At 60.8% G+C, this 16317-nt stretch carries 20 protein-coding genes; 18 read left to right on the plus strand and 2 right to left on the minus strand.

The window, feature by feature from the left end:
- The first annotated feature begins 6 nt into the window (after positions 1-6).
- The 18 genes from F0A16_RS14095 to F0A16_RS14170 all read left to right on the plus strand — a co-directional run bounded on the left by F0A16_RS14095 (position 7) and on the right by F0A16_RS14170 (position 14384).
- A complete protein-coding gene (locus tag F0A16_RS14095) occupies positions 7-381 on the plus strand; it encodes a hypothetical protein (protein WP_149436043.1) in 375 nt (124 codons plus the stop codon).
- 95 nt (positions 382-476) lie between these two features.
- Positions 477-1283 carry a DUF2303 family protein gene (locus F0A16_RS14100; RefSeq protein WP_149436044.1) on the plus strand — a complete coding sequence of 269 codons (807 nt, stop codon included), beginning with the start codon at positions 477-479 and terminating at the stop codon, positions 1281-1283.
- Between the two features lie 87 nt (positions 1284-1370).
- A complete protein-coding gene (locus F0A16_RS21900) occupies positions 1371-1976 on the plus strand; it encodes a hypothetical protein (RefSeq protein ID WP_149436045.1) in 606 nt (201 codons plus the stop codon).
- Positions 1973-2233 carry a Rieske (2Fe-2S) protein gene (locus tag F0A16_RS14110; RefSeq protein WP_149436046.1) on the plus strand — a complete coding sequence of 87 codons (261 nt, stop codon included), beginning with the start codon at positions 1973-1975 and terminating at the stop codon, positions 2231-2233. Before F0A16_RS21900 ends, F0A16_RS14110 begins: the two co-directional genes overlap by 4 nt.
- Positions 2230-2388 (plus strand): hypothetical protein, encoded by a 159-nt coding sequence (locus tag F0A16_RS21765; protein WP_187776020.1) that lies wholly within the window; start codon positions 2230-2232, stop codon positions 2386-2388. Before F0A16_RS14110 ends, F0A16_RS21765 begins: the two co-directional genes overlap by 4 nt.
- 233 nt (positions 2389-2621) lie before the next feature.
- On the plus strand, positions 2622-3785 hold the full coding sequence (locus F0A16_RS14115; protein ID WP_149436047.1) for a site-specific integrase: 1164 nt from the start codon (positions 2622-2624) through the stop codon (positions 3783-3785).
- A 131-nt stretch (positions 3786-3916) separates the two neighbouring features.
- On the plus strand, positions 3917-4906 hold the full coding sequence (locus F0A16_RS14120) for an Abi family protein (RefSeq protein WP_149436048.1): 990 nt from the start codon (positions 3917-3919) through the stop codon (positions 4904-4906).
- Positions 4907-5272: 366 nt separating this feature from the next.
- Positions 5273-6505 (plus strand): tyrosine-type recombinase/integrase, encoded by a 1233-nt coding sequence (locus F0A16_RS14125; protein WP_149436049.1) that lies wholly within the window; start codon positions 5273-5275, stop codon positions 6503-6505.
- 638 nt (positions 6506-7143) lie between these two features.
- Positions 7144-7341 (plus strand): helix-turn-helix transcriptional regulator, encoded by a 198-nt coding sequence (locus tag F0A16_RS14130; protein WP_149436050.1) that lies wholly within the window; start codon positions 7144-7146, stop codon positions 7339-7341.
- 277 nt (positions 7342-7618) lie between these two features.
- Positions 7619-7804 (plus strand): hypothetical protein, encoded by a 186-nt coding sequence (locus F0A16_RS14135; protein WP_149436051.1) that lies wholly within the window; start codon positions 7619-7621, stop codon positions 7802-7804.
- Positions 7801-8058 (plus strand): hypothetical protein, encoded by a 258-nt coding sequence (locus F0A16_RS14140; RefSeq protein WP_149436052.1) that lies wholly within the window; start codon positions 7801-7803, stop codon positions 8056-8058. The genes F0A16_RS14135 and F0A16_RS14140 overlap by 4 nt, the downstream gene beginning before the upstream one ends.
- Positions 8055-8375, plus strand: coding sequence for a hypothetical protein (locus F0A16_RS14145; protein ID WP_149436053.1), 321 nt, complete (start codon positions 8055-8057; stop codon positions 8373-8375). Before F0A16_RS14140 ends, F0A16_RS14145 begins: the two co-directional genes overlap by 4 nt.
- The gene (locus F0A16_RS21770) at positions 8372-8848 is read left to right on the plus strand and encodes a hypothetical protein (protein WP_187776021.1); all 477 of its coding nucleotides are present in this window, start codon (positions 8372-8374) and stop codon (positions 8846-8848) included. The genes F0A16_RS14145 and F0A16_RS21770 overlap by 4 nt, the downstream gene beginning before the upstream one ends.
- The gene (locus F0A16_RS14150) at positions 8838-9788 is read left to right on the plus strand and encodes a toprim domain-containing protein (protein ID WP_187776022.1); all 951 of its coding nucleotides are present in this window, start codon (positions 8838-8840) and stop codon (positions 9786-9788) included. The genes F0A16_RS21770 and F0A16_RS14150 overlap by 11 nt, the downstream gene beginning before the upstream one ends.
- A complete protein-coding gene (locus F0A16_RS14155) occupies positions 9785-11311 on the plus strand; it encodes a YfjI family protein (protein WP_149436055.1) in 1527 nt (508 codons plus the stop codon). The genes F0A16_RS14150 and F0A16_RS14155 overlap by 4 nt, the downstream gene beginning before the upstream one ends.
- A complete protein-coding gene (locus F0A16_RS14160; RefSeq protein WP_149436056.1) occupies positions 11308-12012 on the plus strand; it encodes a hypothetical protein in 705 nt (234 codons plus the stop codon). Before F0A16_RS14155 ends, F0A16_RS14160 begins: the two co-directional genes overlap by 4 nt.
- 309 nt (positions 12013-12321) lie before the next feature.
- Positions 12322-13335, plus strand: a complete 1014-nt coding sequence (locus tag F0A16_RS14165; protein WP_149436057.1) for a coiled-coil domain-containing protein — start codon at positions 12322-12324, stop codon at positions 13333-13335.
- Between the two features lie 323 nt (positions 13336-13658).
- Positions 13659-14384: a DUF3800 domain-containing protein gene (locus F0A16_RS14170; RefSeq protein WP_149436058.1), complete on the plus strand. Its 726-nt coding sequence runs from the start codon at positions 13659-13661 to the stop codon at positions 14382-14384.
- Positions 14385-14797: 413 nt separating this feature from the next.
- Here the strand turns inward: F0A16_RS14170 and F0A16_RS14175 are convergent, their stop codons facing one another.
- The gene (locus F0A16_RS14175; protein WP_149436059.1) at positions 14798-15811 is read right to left on the minus strand and encodes an alpha/beta hydrolase; all 1014 of its coding nucleotides are present in this window, start codon (positions 15809-15811) and stop codon (positions 14798-14800) included.
- A gap of 2 nt (positions 15812-15813) precedes the next feature.
- Positions 15814-16077, minus strand: a complete 264-nt coding sequence (locus F0A16_RS14180; protein ID WP_149436060.1) for a hypothetical protein — start codon at positions 16075-16077, stop codon at positions 15814-15816.
- Positions 16078-16317: the final 240 nt, after the last annotated feature.

Here is a 16317-nt window from a genome sequence, read left to right on the forward strand (position 1 = left end):
CCAATCATGAGCCAGAACCAACCGACCACCACCGGTACCGGCACCAACTTCGCCGAGCTGCTCGGCGATCTCGATGCCGGCGTCTTCCACGAGAAGATCGCCCACGCGTTGTCCGCGGTTGCCCTCGGCGTCATCCAGAACGGCAAGGCCGGCAAGGTCACCATCACGCTGGACGTCAAGCAGATCGCCACCAGCCGGCAGGTCGATGTCAGCCACAAGCTCAGCTATGTCGAGCCCACCGCCAAGGGCAAGCGCTCGGAGGAGAACACCACCTCCACCCCGCTCTACGTCGGCAAGGGCGGCAAGCTGACGCTGTTCCCGGAGAACCAGGGCAAGTTCGAGTTCGATGGCGAAAAGGCTGGGCAGAACGCTAACGCCTGACCCAGCCGCAGCACCACAGGTAGTCGCGGAGCCCGACGCCGGGCGGGCCAAGCCCGGCACCACCACACCAAACCAAACCAATGAAGGAATGAACCATGTTCGATGCCGACGCACTCGACAAGCTCCAGGACCTGACCCAAGCCGCCAATATTGGCCACCCCGGCACCCACGTGCCGACGATGCTGGTGCCGCGTGGCTATGACCTGGTCTCGCTCGAAAAGTACATGGAGAACCCGGGCCGCTTCCGGGGCAACTTCGCCACCTCCTCCATCGAAGACTACGCCGCCTACGTCAACGCCGAGGACAAGTCTCGCGTGTTCGTCGATATCGACAGCATGAGAGCCAAGGGCTTCTTCGACCTCGGCACCCATCTCGATCCCGGCCATGCGGACCACACCGCCACGCTCGCGCTCGACAAGACGGCACCCTTTGCCGCCCTGCTCAACGCCGATGGCACCGCCTACGGCCAGAAAGACCTGGCCGCCTGGATCGAGGACTGGAACGGCAACATCGAAGGCGAGGACAGCACCGGCGACAGCATGAGCCCCAACCAGCTCGCCGCCGCCGTCCGCCGCATCGAGATCAAGGCCAGCAGCGAAAGTGCCCACGAGGACAACGACTGGAGCGCCAGCCGATCCGGCCTCGACCGCCTGGACGCCAACACCGGCGCCCGCACGCCGGCGATCATCCGCTTCAGCTGCATCCCGTACGAAGGGCTCAGCTTGCGGACCTTTGCGCTGCGCGTCTCCATCATCGCCGACGACCAGAAACCGAAGCTCAAGCTGCGCCTGATCGGCTTGGAGGCGGTGAAAGAGGAGATCGCCCAAGAGTTCAAGCGCGTGCTGGCCAGCCACCTTGGCGCGAACGCAACGCTACTGCTCGGCAACTTCAATAAGGGCTGAGCCCCAGCGGTCAAGGAATCCTTGACGACTGACCACCCGCCGCCGACCACCACCGGCGGCGGGCCTCCACTACACGAGAGCAAACCAATGCGACTAATCGAGATCGTCTACAACCACGCACAGTTCGACGAGTTAGCACCCGAACGCATCTTCGCCCCGCTGGGCCTCGAGGTGCACACCGAGTGCCACGAGCCACCGCTCGACGAAGAAGACGAAGGCCTCGAAGCGTTCGACCACTACGCCCGCGATCCGCAGGGCTACATCGATGCCTTGTCCTTTCAGCTACCCGCGGGTTTTGTGGAAGTCGCGCGCTACGAGAACGAGGACAACATCGTCCTGCTCGCGCTCAAGCCGCTGACGCCCCTGGCCGAGCTTCTGCTGGCACAGGAAGAGACCGGCGAAGCACTCGCCGCCGTGGCCCGTGAACGCCGCCGCCAGGTCGATGCCGAAGGCTGGACGGCAGAGCATGATGATACACACGTCACAGGTGAGATCGCGAAAGCGGCGGCTTGCTATGCCCTACCCCAAGACATGCCGCGCCGCGATCGGCACGTGATGACCCTGTGGCCATGGGATGGCGCTTGGTGGAACCCGACCACCGACCTGCGCAACCTCGAAAAAGCCGGCGCCCTCACCCTCGCCGAAATGGAACGCATCGCCCGCGCCAAGCAGCGCGAAGGCGGTGCGGTATGAATCAGCCAGCTCAGCACCCCATCAGCCAGTACCCGCAATTCGAAGTCATCGAGTTCAGCAAGCGCCGTCTACAGCGCGGCCTCGCACCGCTCAGCATGCGCGTGGTTCATGGCGAAGGTGACGAGGACGTGCTCTGGCTCTCGCCGGAAGAACTGCGCCAGTACATCCAGCAGTTCGGTCCCCTCGAGGCCCTGCTCGCCGGCCAGGAACTCTACCGCCGCCGGGGTGGCGCCAGCAGCCGGGGAGATCTGGAATGAGCAGCAAGCACACCCTGATCGCCGCCATCGCCGGCGCGTTCGGTACCGGCCTCGGTTGGAAGAACCGCAAAGCCGCCGCCGCGGATCGCCGGGCCCGCCAGAAGGCCAAGCGTGCCGAGCAAGCCCGCCGGCAACGGGAGGGCATGGAGCGATGAGTGCTGGCATTACCGGGTGCAGGATGCCATGCCAGGCATCGGCGAACGTGATAGACACGGAGGGCCCCGATGCTCGCGCTTGATCATCTCACCGTCGAGAAGTTCGCTGAACACAGCGGCTACTCTCCCGGCGCGATTCGCTCGAAGATCAAAACCGGCGTATGGCGCGAAGGGCACGAGTATAAGAAGGCGCCAGACGGGCGCATCCTCGTTTCAATTCAGGGATACGAACAGTGGGTAAACCGACCGACTTCGACGGCGTCCGGGCCGCTTCGGCCAGCACAATCGAGATCGACTTCTACTACCAGGGAGCGCGCTGCCGCGAACGAATCAAGCTGCAGCCCACCCCCGCTAATCTGAAGAAAGCGGCGCGCCACCGCGCCGCGATCCTGGACAGCATCGACAACGGCACCTTCGACTACGCCGTCACCTTTCCCCGCAGCAAGAACGCCCGCAAGTTCATCCGCGGCGATCGCCTGGACCACTACCTGACCGGCTGGCTCGAGAAGAAACGCCCAACGCTGAAAACCAGCACCTTTCAGGGTTACCGCAAGATCATCGACGGGCAGTTGATACCGGAGTTCGGCCACCTGCTTCTCGGCGAGCTGAAGCGTGGCCATGTGCGTGACTGGGCGGCCACGCTTACTTGCACCAATAAGCGGATCGCCAACATGGTCAGCCCGCTACGCGCAGCGCTGGATGACGCCATGCACGACGAGCTGATCCCAGCCAACCCACTCGCCGGCTGGCACTACCGTAAGCAAGAGGCCCCGCGGGAAGTCGACGATATCGATCCGTTCACCGCCGAAGAGCAGCGCGCGATCGTTGCGGCAGCCCCAGCGGCGGCACGGCCGCTACTCGAGTTCGCATTCTGGAGTGGACTGCGCACGTCCGAACTGGTCGCGCTACGCTGGGAGGACATCGACTGGCAGCACAAACGACTGCGCGTGACCCGTGCGATGACGCAAGCGGCCCGCGGTACCGCCGAGGCAACGAAGACCGCCGCCGGCACCCGCACGATCGACCTACTGCCTATCGCCCACGACGCTCTCACAAAGCAGAAGCCGCTGAGTGCGTTGCACCCCAGCGGCCACGTCTTCCTCAACCCGCGAACCGGCGAACCCTGGACCGGCGACCAGGCGATCCGAAAAACGATGTGGACCCACGCACTCAAGCGCGCTGGCGTCCGGTACCGCCGGCCCTACCAGACACGCCACACCTTCGGATCGATGATGGTCTCCGCCGGGGAGCCCCTCGCCTGGGTATCGCGGCAGATGGGCCACACCAGCGTCATCACCACCACGAGGATCTACGCCAGGTGGATACCGGTTACGAATAGCCAGGCGGGAGCCTTGGCGACACGCGCATATGCTGATTCACGCGGAAGCATTGCTTGAAAGCATTTCGCGAAAAAATTTGACGGAAAAGTAGTGTTAAGGTACCTTAACACTCAATCGCGCCCGCTCCTCTGGCCTGCCTATATGGCTTGCTACGTGCGGGCCTTCTCGTTTCTGGTCCAAAAATAAATATGTCTCAGCCGAATCCCATTGCGCCGAAACCCTGGAAAGACTACACCGATCTCGTCAGTAGGCTTGAGAACAACGGCATGATTGTTCCTGATCGGGCGCGAGCAGAGCGCAAGATTTCGCAGATCGGCTACTACCGGCTGAGTGGTTACTGGTATCCGTGTCGCCAGATAGAATTGGATGATACCGGCAGGCAGGTTAAGAGATATGGACTACCAATGAGATCTAGCGCCTTTCAAGAAGGCACTAACTTCGATGATATTGTTCGTCTCTATATTTTTGATAAACGCTTAAGGCAACTAATTCTCGACGCAGTTGAACGAATAGAAGTCAATATTCGGACCATTATTGCCCATGTTGTCGGACAGCAAGACGCCCTAGCGTACGAGAACCCCTCATTTATAAACCCTAAAAAGCTAGCCACCTATTTTCAGAATGGCAATGTGAGGAATCAATGGCACGACTGGCTCGGCAACCATAAAGCTAAAATCAACAGGAGCCGAGAAGACCATATTGAATGGCATAAGCGGAGCCAAAAAGCCATTCCCTTTTGGGTGGCTGTCGAAGCTTGGGACTTCGGAACAATGTCAAAATATTTCGAACTTCTCAAAATGTCTCATCAAACAAGAGTCGCAGAAAAAGTAGGTGTCTCGACAGTCAAAAATTTAGTTAATTGGCTGCGTGAGATAAATACGTTACGTAATAGATGCGCCCATCATGCAAGAATCTGGAATCAGTCTAGCTCTAATCCACTCAATTATGAGAACGACCCTTTTTTTCATGGTCTGCCATCTAATGGAGAAAGCAAGAAGCGCATGTTGGGCTTGATCGCTGTGATTGGGTATCTCACGAAACAGATCGGTCCGGGATCACGCTGGATCGAGGATGTAGCGGCATTGATAGATGATAAGCCCAACCCACCATCTTGCTCTTTGAGCGCAATGGGGATACCTGAAGACGGCTTTCCTAGAGCAGCTTTTGGGATTGGCTGATAGTCAGGGAATGGTCAGCAATCTATGTAAGTCGTTGTTTATAGAAGACATGGCGGGGGTTCAATTCCCCCCGCCTCCACCAAATAAGGGTTTCAGGGCATATCAGAAAGTGTCATGAGACCAGCAAACAAGGGCCTTCGGGCCCTTTTTTGTTGTCATAACGTCCCACAAGATTCCTAGACATCCGCCGTTCTATGGGGGCATATTTGGGGGCACATCGCCATAGCGCCCGATCTTATGCCCCCAAATCGGCAGGAAATCCCCGCCCCATGGGCTCAGGCAGAGAACGAGAGATGCCCCCAGCGTGGGGGCATAAGCTCCAAGATTGGGGGCACATGGCGACCATAACGCCACGAGGTGCCCCCAATGTCCCGCCCTACCAATAAGCTCAGCGCGACCGCCGTTCGCACCGCCAAGCCTGGAGAGAAGATCCAACGGCTGGCGGATGGTGGAGGGCTATATCTGGAGATAACTCCAGCAGGTGGTCGCTACTGGCGGATGAAATACCGGATCCACGGCAAGGAGAAGCGCCTGGCCATCGGCGTCTATCCCGATGTGAGCCTATCCGATGCCCGGGAAGCGAGAGACGAGGCCCGCCGGCTACTGACTCAAGATATCGACCCCAGCACGGCCAAGCGCCTGACACGCCAGCATGGCGTGGAGAATGCCGCCAGCACCTTTCAGACCGTGGGCGTGGAGTGGCTGGAGCAGGTACACCAGCATGAAGTGGTGCCAGAGCACTACCAGCGCAACAAGCGCCGGCTGGAGCGTGACGCGTTCCCCATACTTGGCCGCCGGCCGATCGCCGATATCACCGCCCCGGAGCTGCTGGATTGCCTCAAGCGGATACAGGACCGCGGGCATCTGGAGACCGCCCACCGCGTCAAGACGCTATGTGGCCAGGTATTCCGTTACGCCATCTCCAAGGACCGTGCCGAGCGAGACCCAACACCAGACCTCAAGGGCGCCCTGCGCAGCGCCAGAGGCAGCCACCACGCCGCGCTGACGGATCCCGAGCAGATAGGCCCGCTGTTACGAGCGATCGACGGCTACGGCGGCACGCCGACCGTTATCGCCGCGCTCAAGGTATCGCCCCTGGTCTTCGTCCGGCCGGGAGAGCTTCGCCAGGCGCTGTGGGAGGATATCGACCTCAAGGCTGGCGAGTGGTCATTCCAGCCCAGCAAGAACGCCGCGCCGCTGATTGTGCCTCTACCCACCCAGGCCGTGGCGATCATATCCGACCTCCAAGGGCTGACCGGGCGCAGTCGATACGTATTCCCCGGCGCCCGTAGCCATACTCGCCCGATGAGCAATGCCGCCATCAAGGCCGCGCTGGACACGATGGGATTCAAGGGGCAGATGACCGCCCACGGCTTCCGAGCCATGGCCCGCACGGTGCTGGCGGAACGTCTCAACTTCCCCAGCGAATACATCGAGCAGCAACTGGCCCACTCAGTACGCGATGCCAATGGCCGGGCATACAACCGCACCCAGCACCTCGAGCAGCGCCGGGAAATGCTACAAGCATGGGCGGACTACCTCGACGCTCTCAAGGCAGGCACCACCAACGTGGTGCCATTGCGGAAAGCTGGCGCATGAACCTTGCGGATGCTGCGGATCTGCGGAAAGCCCCGCCATTCCGGGTATTTGCCGTTGCGGATAAGTTGCGGACGGCTGCGGATAGCTCCAATTCATCCCCCCGTTTCAGGGCAGTGGCCAGCAGTCGCGGACGGGGCCTGCGGATTCTGCGGATTTGCGGATAGCCCCGCCACGGCGGGCGATACCGTTTGCGGATGAATTGCGGACGGCTGCGGATAACATCGAGAACGCGGAGGCGACATGGAAAACGACAACCTTTCAATCAAAGGCTACCGCAAAGGAGGCCGGCCGATGAGGTGCCATGCCTGTGGCAAGAAAACCGAGCGAGCAACCTCCGAAGTCATCGACAAGCGGCGCTACTGCGTTGATTGCCTTCGCTATACCATGGCACGCCGACGCTAACTAGAGTCCACCAAATAGCCATAGCGTGCCAAGCGATTCCAAGAAGTTGTTCAAAAAGGTGACCTTTTGGGGTATTCTTTCTCCCATGCTGGTATTTCAGATGCCGAACGGTAGTGACAGTTACCGATTGGCATCCGCGATAACTAGATAAACCGCCCACGAGAGGCGGTTTTTTTGTGCCCAAAGGAAACCCGAACCCGCCTCGAGCGGGTTTTTTTATGCCTGGAGAAAGTGCAATGGCCATGATTCGGCTTCCCCAAGTAATGAAGGAAACAGGCCTGAGCCGCAGCAGCGTTTACCGGCTCATCAAGTCCGGCGAATTCCCGCAGCCGGTCAACCTAGGCCCGAGAGCGGTCGCGTGGGTCGATAACGAAGTGCGCGAGTGGATCGACAGCCGCATCCAAGGGGCGCGCAACAACGGGGAGACTGCCTAATGCTTGCCCCAGCCACTCCCCGCCGATATGCTGCAGGCGTTACGGCAAAATCCGTAACCGATCTTGGCGGATCGAATCCCAAAAGGCGCATCAGCGCCCCTACATCATGTCGGCGCTTTTTTTGTGCCCGACTGATGCGTTATGGCGGCTGTGCGCGAGATGCCTACGGGCATGCCGGTGTTTCCTTTTGGGCCGGTCCGCCAACTTGCGTACAGTCGCCCCCATCCGTTGCTTGGCGGCAACCGGGGACGACTCCAATACCAAAAGGAGTCACCCTATGGCCTTCCCGCGCCTATTCCCTATCCGCAATCCGTCTGCACGCGCCGCAGCCCATCGCGCTATGGCAAGAGCAGCCCTGTTCAGCAACTCAAGCGCCGCCGTCCGGCTCAAGCGCTACAACCACCACATCAGCAAAGCCCACCACCTGGAAACCTTCAACGCCGGCCAGGAGGTGCAGGCATGAAAATGGTCTCGATCACTCCAACCGCCATCAAGCACCGCGCCGATACGGCCGCCCGCATCGGGTCCGCGCTGGCGGGCATTACCACCGTGCTGCACAACGACGAGATGGAGCGCGACGAGGGCCGCCCAGCGCTGGTGGACAACTTCACCCGAGGGAATCTGTTCGAGGCACTGCTGGCGCTCAGCGATCAGGCCACCGACCTGGCGGATTCCATCGCTTACCTGAGCCAGAACGAGCAGGAGGGCCAGTCATGAGCGATGACCTTCAAGTCGCCCGGCTGATGGTGGAGCGCGTCACCCTCGAATCCAGCCGCCTACAAGTCGCCCTCAACGCGATCAGCGATGCCGCCTCCGAGGATGACGGCACGCTCTCCGACAGCACCTTGCGCGGCCTGATGGAAGCCGCCGGCATGTTGGGCGACTACATGGACCTGTTCGCCAACGAGCAGGCCGCCAGCCTGCGCAGCCTGGAAGAATCACGGAATCGCGAGGAGTCCCGCCGCGCCTTGGCCGAGTGTGCCGATAGTGTGCAAGACACCCCCGTCTCCAAGGCAAGGGGGGCGAAACGATGAAGACTATTATCACCTTCGACACCGCCCGCCTGACCGACGACGAGCAACGTCGACGCCTCGAGGAATCACCGGGGTTCGAGCTGGCGGCGATCCTGCGTCAGTTGGCCGTGGAGTGTGAGCAAGGCGGCAAGCTGCCCACCTCCCGCATGGTGGCGTTGGACGAGTCCGCCAGCGGCACACGTTTCCCGACTCACATCGGCACCGTTGAGACCCCGCCTCAGGCTGAGGCAGATGGACAGCCCCGCATGACGATCGGCCAAGCCATCGAGCTGGTGCAGACCACAAGCGATCTGCTGACGCTGGGCAACCGGATCGAGCGAATCGAGAAGGAGATGGGGCATGCCAAGGTGCCGGCCCGCGAGCGTCTACCACTGGCCAAGGCCAGCGGGCATATCGGCGCCACGTTGCATGCGGTATTCCGTGCGCTGGAGAACGCCCACGAGGGCATGGGAGGGCCGTTCCGTGAAGTCTGAAACGAGAACGCCCGACCACAAGGGCCGGGCGCCAGAGCCGCGTTGTGTGCTCCCCACACATCACCATCATAGCATCGAATCGGCGTTGATCGACGCCCTGCTAGGCCAAGGCGTGGCCGGCCTCTCCATCATCGCCGATGGTAGCGTCCATCGCTTCGATGCCCCGGACAAGCGTCGCGGCAATCTCTCCGGCTGGTACGTGTGCCCCACTCACGAGATCGCCGTCTATGGCTTCTGGCATACAGGCGAACAGCACACGGTGACGCTGGCGGGAGAGCATGACCCCATCGCCGCCGAGCAAGCACGACAGGTTGCGCAGAGAGCCCGGCAGGCAAGGGAAAGCCAGCGGCAGCGAGAGCAGGCGCACGCGGCCAAACGCGTCCGCCGGCTGTGGGCAAGCGCCAGCGCTGCCGATCGACGCCATGCCTACCTGGTCGCCAAGCAGGTAGCACCCTACGGCATCCGCCAGCATGGCGACCGGCTGCTGGTCCCACTGTTCGCCGAGGGCCAACTGGTGAACCTGCAACGCATCGGACCAGATGGCACCAAGCGCTTCATGCCCCGCGCTCGCCTCAAAGGCTGCGCGACGATCATCGGTCGGCTGGCGGATGCACCGCGCCTGTACCTCTGCGAAGGCTGGGCAACGGCCGCGACGTTGCATGAGTCCACCGGCTGCCCCGTGGTCGCCGCCATGACCGCCAACAACCTGGCACCGGTCGGGCAAGCCCTTCGTCAGCGTCTGCCGGCGAGCGTTGCCATCACCGTCGCCGCCGACAACGACCAGCACACCGAAGGCAATCCCGGCATCACCGCCGCCAGAGAGATCGCGGCCGCCGTCCGCGCCGATCTGACCTGGCCACGCTTCCCCTGTCCGGATTGCACCTGTACCGACTTCAACGATCTGGCTCGCTGCCAGTCTCCCCAGGAGGGCGCCGCATGAGTAACGCCGCCGTTAAACAGCAACTGGGGCAGCCCATAGAGCGCGGGAGCGTGCTCGAGCTGAACCCTATTCCTCTCGCTGAACGAGAGCAGCCGCCCGCCTTTCCTCTTGAGGCACTGGGTCCGATCTTGGGAGAGGCTGCCGAGCGCCTGGCCTTCCACGTTCAGACACCGCCGGGCATGGCTGGCCAGTCCGTGCTGGCGGCCGCCGCGCTGGCGGTGCAAGGCCAAATCGATATTGCACGAGGACCGATCGGCCGCGGTCCGGTCTCGCTGTTCTGCATGACCGTGGCCGGTAGCGGAGAGCGCAAGTCAAGCCTGGACGGTCTGGCGTTGGCGCCGATCCGCGACCTGGAAGCCGAGAAGCGTCAGGGGCACCCCGAGGCCATGGCGAGCTTCAAGGCTGCCCGTGAAGCGTGGGAGATGCGCCGAGAGTCTGTTATCAGCGCCAGCAAGCCTAAGGGCCGCCAGCCCATGAAGGAGGCGGAGCAAACCTTTCTCCAAGAGCAACTGGCGGAGATCGACGGACAAGAGCCCCAGCCGCCAGCCACGCCAAGCATGACCTTTGCCGAGCCCACCGCCGAGGGCATCTACCGACATCTCCAGCACAGCTACCCAAGCGCGGGGCTGTTCAGCGACGAAGGCGTGGGATTCTTCGGTGGGCATGGAATGAGTGAGGAGAGCCGGGGCCGCACGGTAGCGATGGTTTCCAAGCTGTGGGATGGCTCACCGATCACCCGGACTCGAGGCACCGCTGGGGAGTCTGGCTTTCTGTCTGGCCGGCGCCTGTCGGCCCACCTGATGGTGCAACCCGTAGTAGCTGCCAAGGTGCTGGGCGACCCGCTATTGCAAGGCCAAGGCTTCCTGGCCCGCTTCCTGATTGTGCAGGAGACGAGCCTGGTAGGTAGCCGACTGCTGAAAGGACGAGATCCCAAGCGTGGCGCCCATCATGATCCGGCGATCGGCCGCTATTGGGAGACGCTGGCCAGCCTCATCCGTGAACCACTTCACACCGACGAGAACGGCGCCCTGTCGCCCAGGCTTGCCAGCATCGACGGCGCAGCCTTCGATACGTGGGCCCGCCTTCACGACAGTATCGAGTGGCAGCTCAGCCCCGATGGTCGCTTTCGCGACGTGCAGGCGTTCGCCAGCAAGGCAGCCGACAACGCCGCGCGCATCGCCACCGTGCTGGCAATCGTCGAGGGAGAACACAGCCCTACACCCCAGCATATCGAGAGAGCCGGACGCCTGATGGCGTACTACCTCGAGTCGATGGCGATCCGCACAGCCGAAGCACGTCAGGACGTGCAGGAGCTACAGGCTCGCGACCTGATGGAATGGATCAAGGCGCACGGCGGAGAGCTACACGCCCGCGACTTCAAGCGACTGGGCAGCGAGTACCGCAGCGCCACGAAGGCCCGCGCCCTGCTGACCTTCCTGGTCGACACGGGGCACATGCAGATTGCCAGCAGCAACCAGAGCGGAAAGCCGACAGGCTGGCGGATTCGGGAGGTGCAATCATGATCGACCTGATGGAAGTCGGACGCCGACTATGGGAGAGCGGAGATACCCAAGCCAGTACGTCCTTCACCCAAGCGCGGCCAGCCTTGGACCTGATGGAGCTGGGCCGCCAGCTATGGGATGACGAGACGGCAGAGAGCTCATCCGCAACCATCCGCAACTCATCCGCAAACGCCGAGCCTAATGATACCGGCTTATCCGCAGATCCGCAGAATCCGCAGCACCCCGCGCCAATGCGGGAGATCGAGGCGATCATCTCCAGCCTGGTAGCCGCTGGCCATGACGTGGATGCGAGATTGGCTCATCGGCTGCGGGAAACGATGGCGCCACTGTCCCGGCGTGACCGCGCCGATCTGGCCATAGCCGTGGAAGACGCCATGACGGCGACCAGCGACCCGGACGAGACAAGCCGGCGAGCGCTGGCCCTGCTGGGCGAAGCGTCCCCCAAGGCACCACACCGGGAGACGATCGGCAATCGAGAGCCTTGGATCGATTGGATCGCCGGCCGTTGCCCGCTACTGGCGGAGGATAGGACGTTCATCTGTCGACGTATGCGGACCCTGCCACCCAGGGCCGCAGAGCGCACCGCCCGGCGATACGTGGCGATCTGGCACTCAGCCGTCGAAGTTGAGCCCAGCCCAGTGAAGCAAGAGAACGCCGGCAGAGCCGCGGCCAATCGCTCACTACTGGCGTTGGTGCGCTAACAGCTAGCCGAAAGGATGGGGCGTTTCGCCCCGTCCTCCAACAAAACCCTGATATCGCTCAGTCGCCGCAGCCTGCCGAAAATGGCGGGTCCTTCCCCACCCAGATTCCCCAGGCCACGGGGGACGAGCATCGCGGAATTCGGCATTTTTTCGGCGATCTATGATGCTCCACCACAGGTGGCAATGAGGCCCGCTGTTGAGCGTCTAGAGACCTGTACCACCTGTACATGGATGCAGTGAATTTGCCGCCTTTCATGCTCAGGTCAAACCCGCCCACGACGGGCACTTAACTCACCGCAGGAGAATCAAATGTTCAAATCTAAAAAAGCCACCGATGAATGGGCCGCCTGGTATCAGACGGTCAAGGCAAAGCGCGATGAGCTTTCAGAGGCAGACAGCAGTCTGTCGGAAGCCAAGAAAGAACGGGAGGCATCGCAGCACGCATTGACGTTCCATGTCCGCAACGCCCGTCACATGACATCCAGGGAAATCGGAGAGGAACCCAGCGCACAGGATATCCAAGCCCTGATGACTCGGCTCGAGCAACTGGCAAGCTCAGGGCCTAAGACACAGAAAGGAGAAGAGGCCCAAGCGTATCTGCATAACGTCCAGCAGGCCTATCAGAACTTACAGCAGGCCGGAGAAGCGCAGCAGGCCGCGGGCGAGCTGAAAGATGAGCGGGCTGAATCTCTCGCCAAGGTCGAGGGAAGAATCCCGAAAGCCACCGCGACCACGCTGGAAATCATCCAGAAGGATATGGACGAGGCCCAAGCCTACCGAGATGGCATTGCCGAGAAGCTGGCCAGTCTCGAGGGCGAAAGCGGCTCGCTGACAACTGCAGCACAGGAAGCCGTGGCAGCCCAGGAAAAGCTCGAGGAACTAGAGGCCCTGGCGGCAATCGGCTACGGCGACGAGACCGAAACCAAGGCCGCGAACACACAGCACGCCAAGGCACGTACACAGGTCGAGAAGGCACAAGCCGATGTGAGCCGGCATCAAGCGCTCCAGCGCGGTCTACGTCGAAAGCTGTCGGAAGCAAACGTCAGCCTAGCCCACCTGGAGCTAGCCTATAGCGCCGCAGCGACGCACGTTCACGGTGAGAAGCTGGCGCAGCTGGAAACCCATCTGGTCGAATATCTGACGGGTAGCGATCTGACGTGCCTGCTGGAAGAAATCGGCCGCCATCGGCGGGCGCTCGAGGAAGCCCAGCCAGGGGCAAGTTATGGCTTGCCGCCCGAAGTCACGGTTGAGCTCCCAGTCCTGTACTTCCACCCCGATCGCGCCGAGCTGTCCGGCGAGCGTCGCACCGTCCAGCCGATCTGAGTCAGGGAAGGGTACGCGCATCTGTGTACCCTTTTCGCCATATCCGCAGCCGTCCGCAACTCATCCGCAACCGCCGAGCTCCGTGATAACGGCTTATCCGCAAATCCGCAGAATCCGCACGACCAATTCCAAAGAGAGGAGCGGTGTTGACACTGTGTCACGCTGCGCCAATAATGAGGTCGTGTGAGTAAGGCCTAGGTAGCCGCGACAGCGTATAGCATCGTAAGCGTACTGTTTGGTGCGCCGGCCCTAGGGGTCACACACAGCTTCCAAGGCCAATGCCCGTCATTGGCCTTTTTTCTTGCCTGAACAAAAAGTTATATATGCAGCGCTTAATATTTCTCGATGAAAGCGGCGATTTAGGTTGGAAATTCGATGCGCCTTTTGGCAAAGGCGGATCTTCTCGGCATTTGACCATCGCCAGCGCATTCACCTGCATTGAGGCAAAAAAGCATTTAGCGAGAACAATTATAAACCTGAAGAAGAAGGCTGGCTGGGCAAAAAAAGATGAGATGAAGTGGGTACATACTCCCCACGAGTTGAGATTAGAGTTTTGCGAGAAGGCTGCCCAGCTTTGTGAAAAGCATCAAACGATTGAATATAGAGCCTTAGTTATCGCGAAACAGGGAGTACTGGAGCGCCTTAGACACGATGACGCCATGCTCTACAACTATCTAATTAAGTGTTCTCTTCTCGAGCCGATTTCAAGATATCAACGCGTAACGCTTTTTCCTGATCCGCGTGGGATCGCTCCTAACGCCGGACATCCATTGAGCACCTACCTACAAGGCAGGCTCTACGAGAAGTTTGTGGATGGTCATCACCTCACGGAACTTGGGGTAAAGCAGATAGACAGCGCAGCAGAATACGGCATCCAATTCGCCGACATGTTGGCTGGTGCTATCCAGCTTCACTATGAAGGCAAGACCTCCGAGTATTTCGATCTTCTCAGGCCCTGCCTCCGGGACTGCAAAGAGCTTTATTTCCCGCGGCCAAATGTGCAGCAGGTCTGGCAAGAATACGCAGCGAACGAGATATTTGGGCCCTAGCCATCCAATCATGCTTGGGGGCATATTTGGGGGCACGTCTGACTATGGATTACAAAAAATGCTTACTTTACTGATGTATATGCGATCTTTTAAGTGGACCCCGCCTCCACCACATTTCAAATGAAAACAGCCACTTAAGAGTGGCTGTTTTTGTTTCTATGGCCTGAAATGGTCTGTATCAGGCATGGCATGGTCAGCTTTTCCTGCCCATGGCTCTTTTCTTCTATATAACCTCTGAATCGAATTTCGTCGCGTAGGGTATCCAGATTAAGTGGTTGATGGAACCTTCCTACATCCCCACCTCTTAACCCTCTCAGAATATTGCAGCCAACTATTTGGTCCGGATACCCGTATCGAGCGTATGGGCCTTGAATGTTGCTTTGGGGACATCGCGCATGACGGGTACTCCGGCTTTACACTTTGCGCTGTGGCAGATTGTCCGTGATGAAACGGGTAATCTCCTGCACAAGCTCGAGATCCTCGGGGGCTGTACCTCCGAACCCGCCATGCGGCATTGCCTCGAAGACGTGTAGCTCTGCCGGTACTCCTGCCCGGCGCAGCTTGCGGTGGAGGCGTACCGTATTGGAGAGAAAGAGGTCACGGGTTCCGCTCTGCAGGAACATTGGCGGCATGTCGGTCGTCATCTTTCCGAACAGTGGCGAGACATAGGGATGCGTCAGGTCCGCGTCGCCCGCATAGAGCAAGTTGCATGACATCAGGGAGTTCGGCAACACGACATCGATGGTTCGGTTGGTCTGGAAGCTGTCGCCCGATTCCGTCAGATCGACTTCCGGGGATAGAAGGACGACGGCGGCCGGCAGAGGCAGCCCCTCGTCCCGCGCGCGCAGGATCATGGCCATCGCAAGATTGCCGCCGGCCGAGCGGCCGCAAAGGATGACATGACCGGCACCGTACGCTTCGATCGCGTGTCCGTAGACTGCCATGCAATCCTCCAGAGCGTCCGGATAGGGGTGATCCGGGGGCATCCGGTAGTCAACACCGCAGCATACCATGCCATGCCGGTCCGCCTGCATCCGCGCACTTTGGCGGCAGGCTTCTCCACCACCAAAGACCAGCGCGCCGCCGTGGAGATCGATGCAGACACAGTCTTCGTGGCGAAGATCGTGCGGCGTCGCGATATGCACGGTTGCTGGGCCAATGTACTGAGTCTCGATCTCAGCTTCCACCTCGCCCGCGAGCCCCCTGACCGCCTCCGCGTAGTGCACGTCGGCGGCTTCCTGCATCTGTCTCCAGCCGTCATGATCTTGCGGTGCAGGCGAGGGATAGAGCGCATTCAGTGGCGTGCCGTCGTAGCGTACGGCGGCTTGCAGCATCCCTCGCGCCGCGGCGCTGATCGATGCAGGGACGGGGATCAGGCGCTCGTGGATGCGGACACCCTGCACCTCAGACTCTTTGGTTTCCGGCATAGCTATTTTCCTCTCATTTCGAGCCAGGAAAACTGGTGGCCGGGCCGCCCATAAGCCATCAAGGCTTCCTGCTTGGCGGTTTCACCCGCACCCTCGTAGGCTTGCATCAACGCCCGAGCGAGTTCCAGGCTGTCGATTCCGGCTCGAAACGCGGGCTCCAGCAATGAGATGGCGCCGTCAAAATCCTGGCGATCCAGACGCCTCGTCGCTTCGGCCACCAGCTCGGGAGCTCGCTCGAGACGTTCGGCAAAAGAGAATGGACTCATGACAACTCCATGGTGGCGTGCAACAAGAAATCCCGGAAACGACGCTGCCGGCGAATCGCGGAATCACGCTGCCCGGGCTTGCTGGTTCATCCCGACTATATCGCAACCTTCAACTGGCCGGACATCGCCCGCCGAGCATGAACTTTGTCATGGTTCGCAGGGATGGCGCCTTCATCGCCGATCATCCCCCAGCGCTCACTCGGCAGACGTTCGCGAGAAGAGGCAACGGGAATCCGGATC

The sequence above is a fragment of the Salinicola corii genome, assembly GCF_008298015.1.
GTDB classification, from domain to species: Bacteria; Pseudomonadota; Gammaproteobacteria; order Pseudomonadales; family Halomonadaceae; genus Salinicola; species Salinicola corii.

Coding starts and splice junctions, on each gene's coding strand:
- F0A16_RS14095 (WP_149436043.1), top strand. CDS start 7: ATGAGCCAGAACCAACCGACCACCACCGGTACCGGCACCAACTTCGCC.
- F0A16_RS14100 (WP_149436044.1), top strand. CDS start 477: ATGTTCGATGCCGACGCACTCGACAAGCTCCAGGACCTGACCCAAGCC.
- F0A16_RS21900 (WP_149436045.1), top strand. CDS start 1,371: ATGCGACTAATCGAGATCGTCTACAACCACGCACAGTTCGACGAGTTA.
- F0A16_RS14110 (WP_149436046.1), top strand. CDS start 1,973: ATGAATCAGCCAGCTCAGCACCCCATCAGCCAGTACCCGCAATTCGAA.
- F0A16_RS21765 (WP_187776020.1), top strand. CDS start 2,230: ATGAGCAGCAAGCACACCCTGATCGCCGCCATCGCCGGCGCGTTCGGT.
- F0A16_RS14120 (WP_149436048.1), top strand. CDS start 3,917: ATGTCTCAGCCGAATCCCATTGCGCCGAAACCCTGGAAAGACTACACC.
- F0A16_RS14125 (WP_149436049.1), top strand. CDS start 5,273: ATGTCCCGCCCTACCAATAAGCTCAGCGCGACCGCCGTTCGCACCGCC.
- F0A16_RS14130 (WP_149436050.1), top strand. CDS start 7,144: ATGGCCATGATTCGGCTTCCCCAAGTAATGAAGGAAACAGGCCTGAGC.
- F0A16_RS14135 (WP_149436051.1), top strand. CDS start 7,619: ATGGCCTTCCCGCGCCTATTCCCTATCCGCAATCCGTCTGCACGCGCC.
- F0A16_RS14140 (WP_149436052.1), top strand. CDS start 7,801: ATGAAAATGGTCTCGATCACTCCAACCGCCATCAAGCACCGCGCCGAT.
- F0A16_RS14145 (WP_149436053.1), top strand. CDS start 8,055: ATGAGCGATGACCTTCAAGTCGCCCGGCTGATGGTGGAGCGCGTCACC.
- F0A16_RS21770 (WP_187776021.1), top strand. CDS start 8,372: ATGAAGACTATTATCACCTTCGACACCGCCCGCCTGACCGACGACGAG.
- F0A16_RS14155 (WP_149436055.1), top strand. CDS start 9,785: ATGAGTAACGCCGCCGTTAAACAGCAACTGGGGCAGCCCATAGAGCGC.
- F0A16_RS14160 (WP_149436056.1), top strand. CDS start 11,308: ATGATCGACCTGATGGAAGTCGGACGCCGACTATGGGAGAGCGGAGAT.
- F0A16_RS14165 (WP_149436057.1), top strand. CDS start 12,322: ATGTTCAAATCTAAAAAAGCCACCGATGAATGGGCCGCCTGGTATCAG.
- F0A16_RS14170 (WP_149436058.1), top strand. CDS start 13,659: ATGCAGCGCTTAATATTTCTCGATGAAAGCGGCGATTTAGGTTGGAAA.
- F0A16_RS14175 (WP_149436059.1), bottom strand. CDS start 15,811: ATGCCGGAAACCAAAGAGTCTGAGGTGCAGGGTGTCCGCATCCACGAG.
- F0A16_RS14180 (WP_149436060.1), bottom strand. CDS start 16,077: ATGAGTCCATTCTCTTTTGCCGAACGTCTCGAGCGAGCTCCCGAGCTG.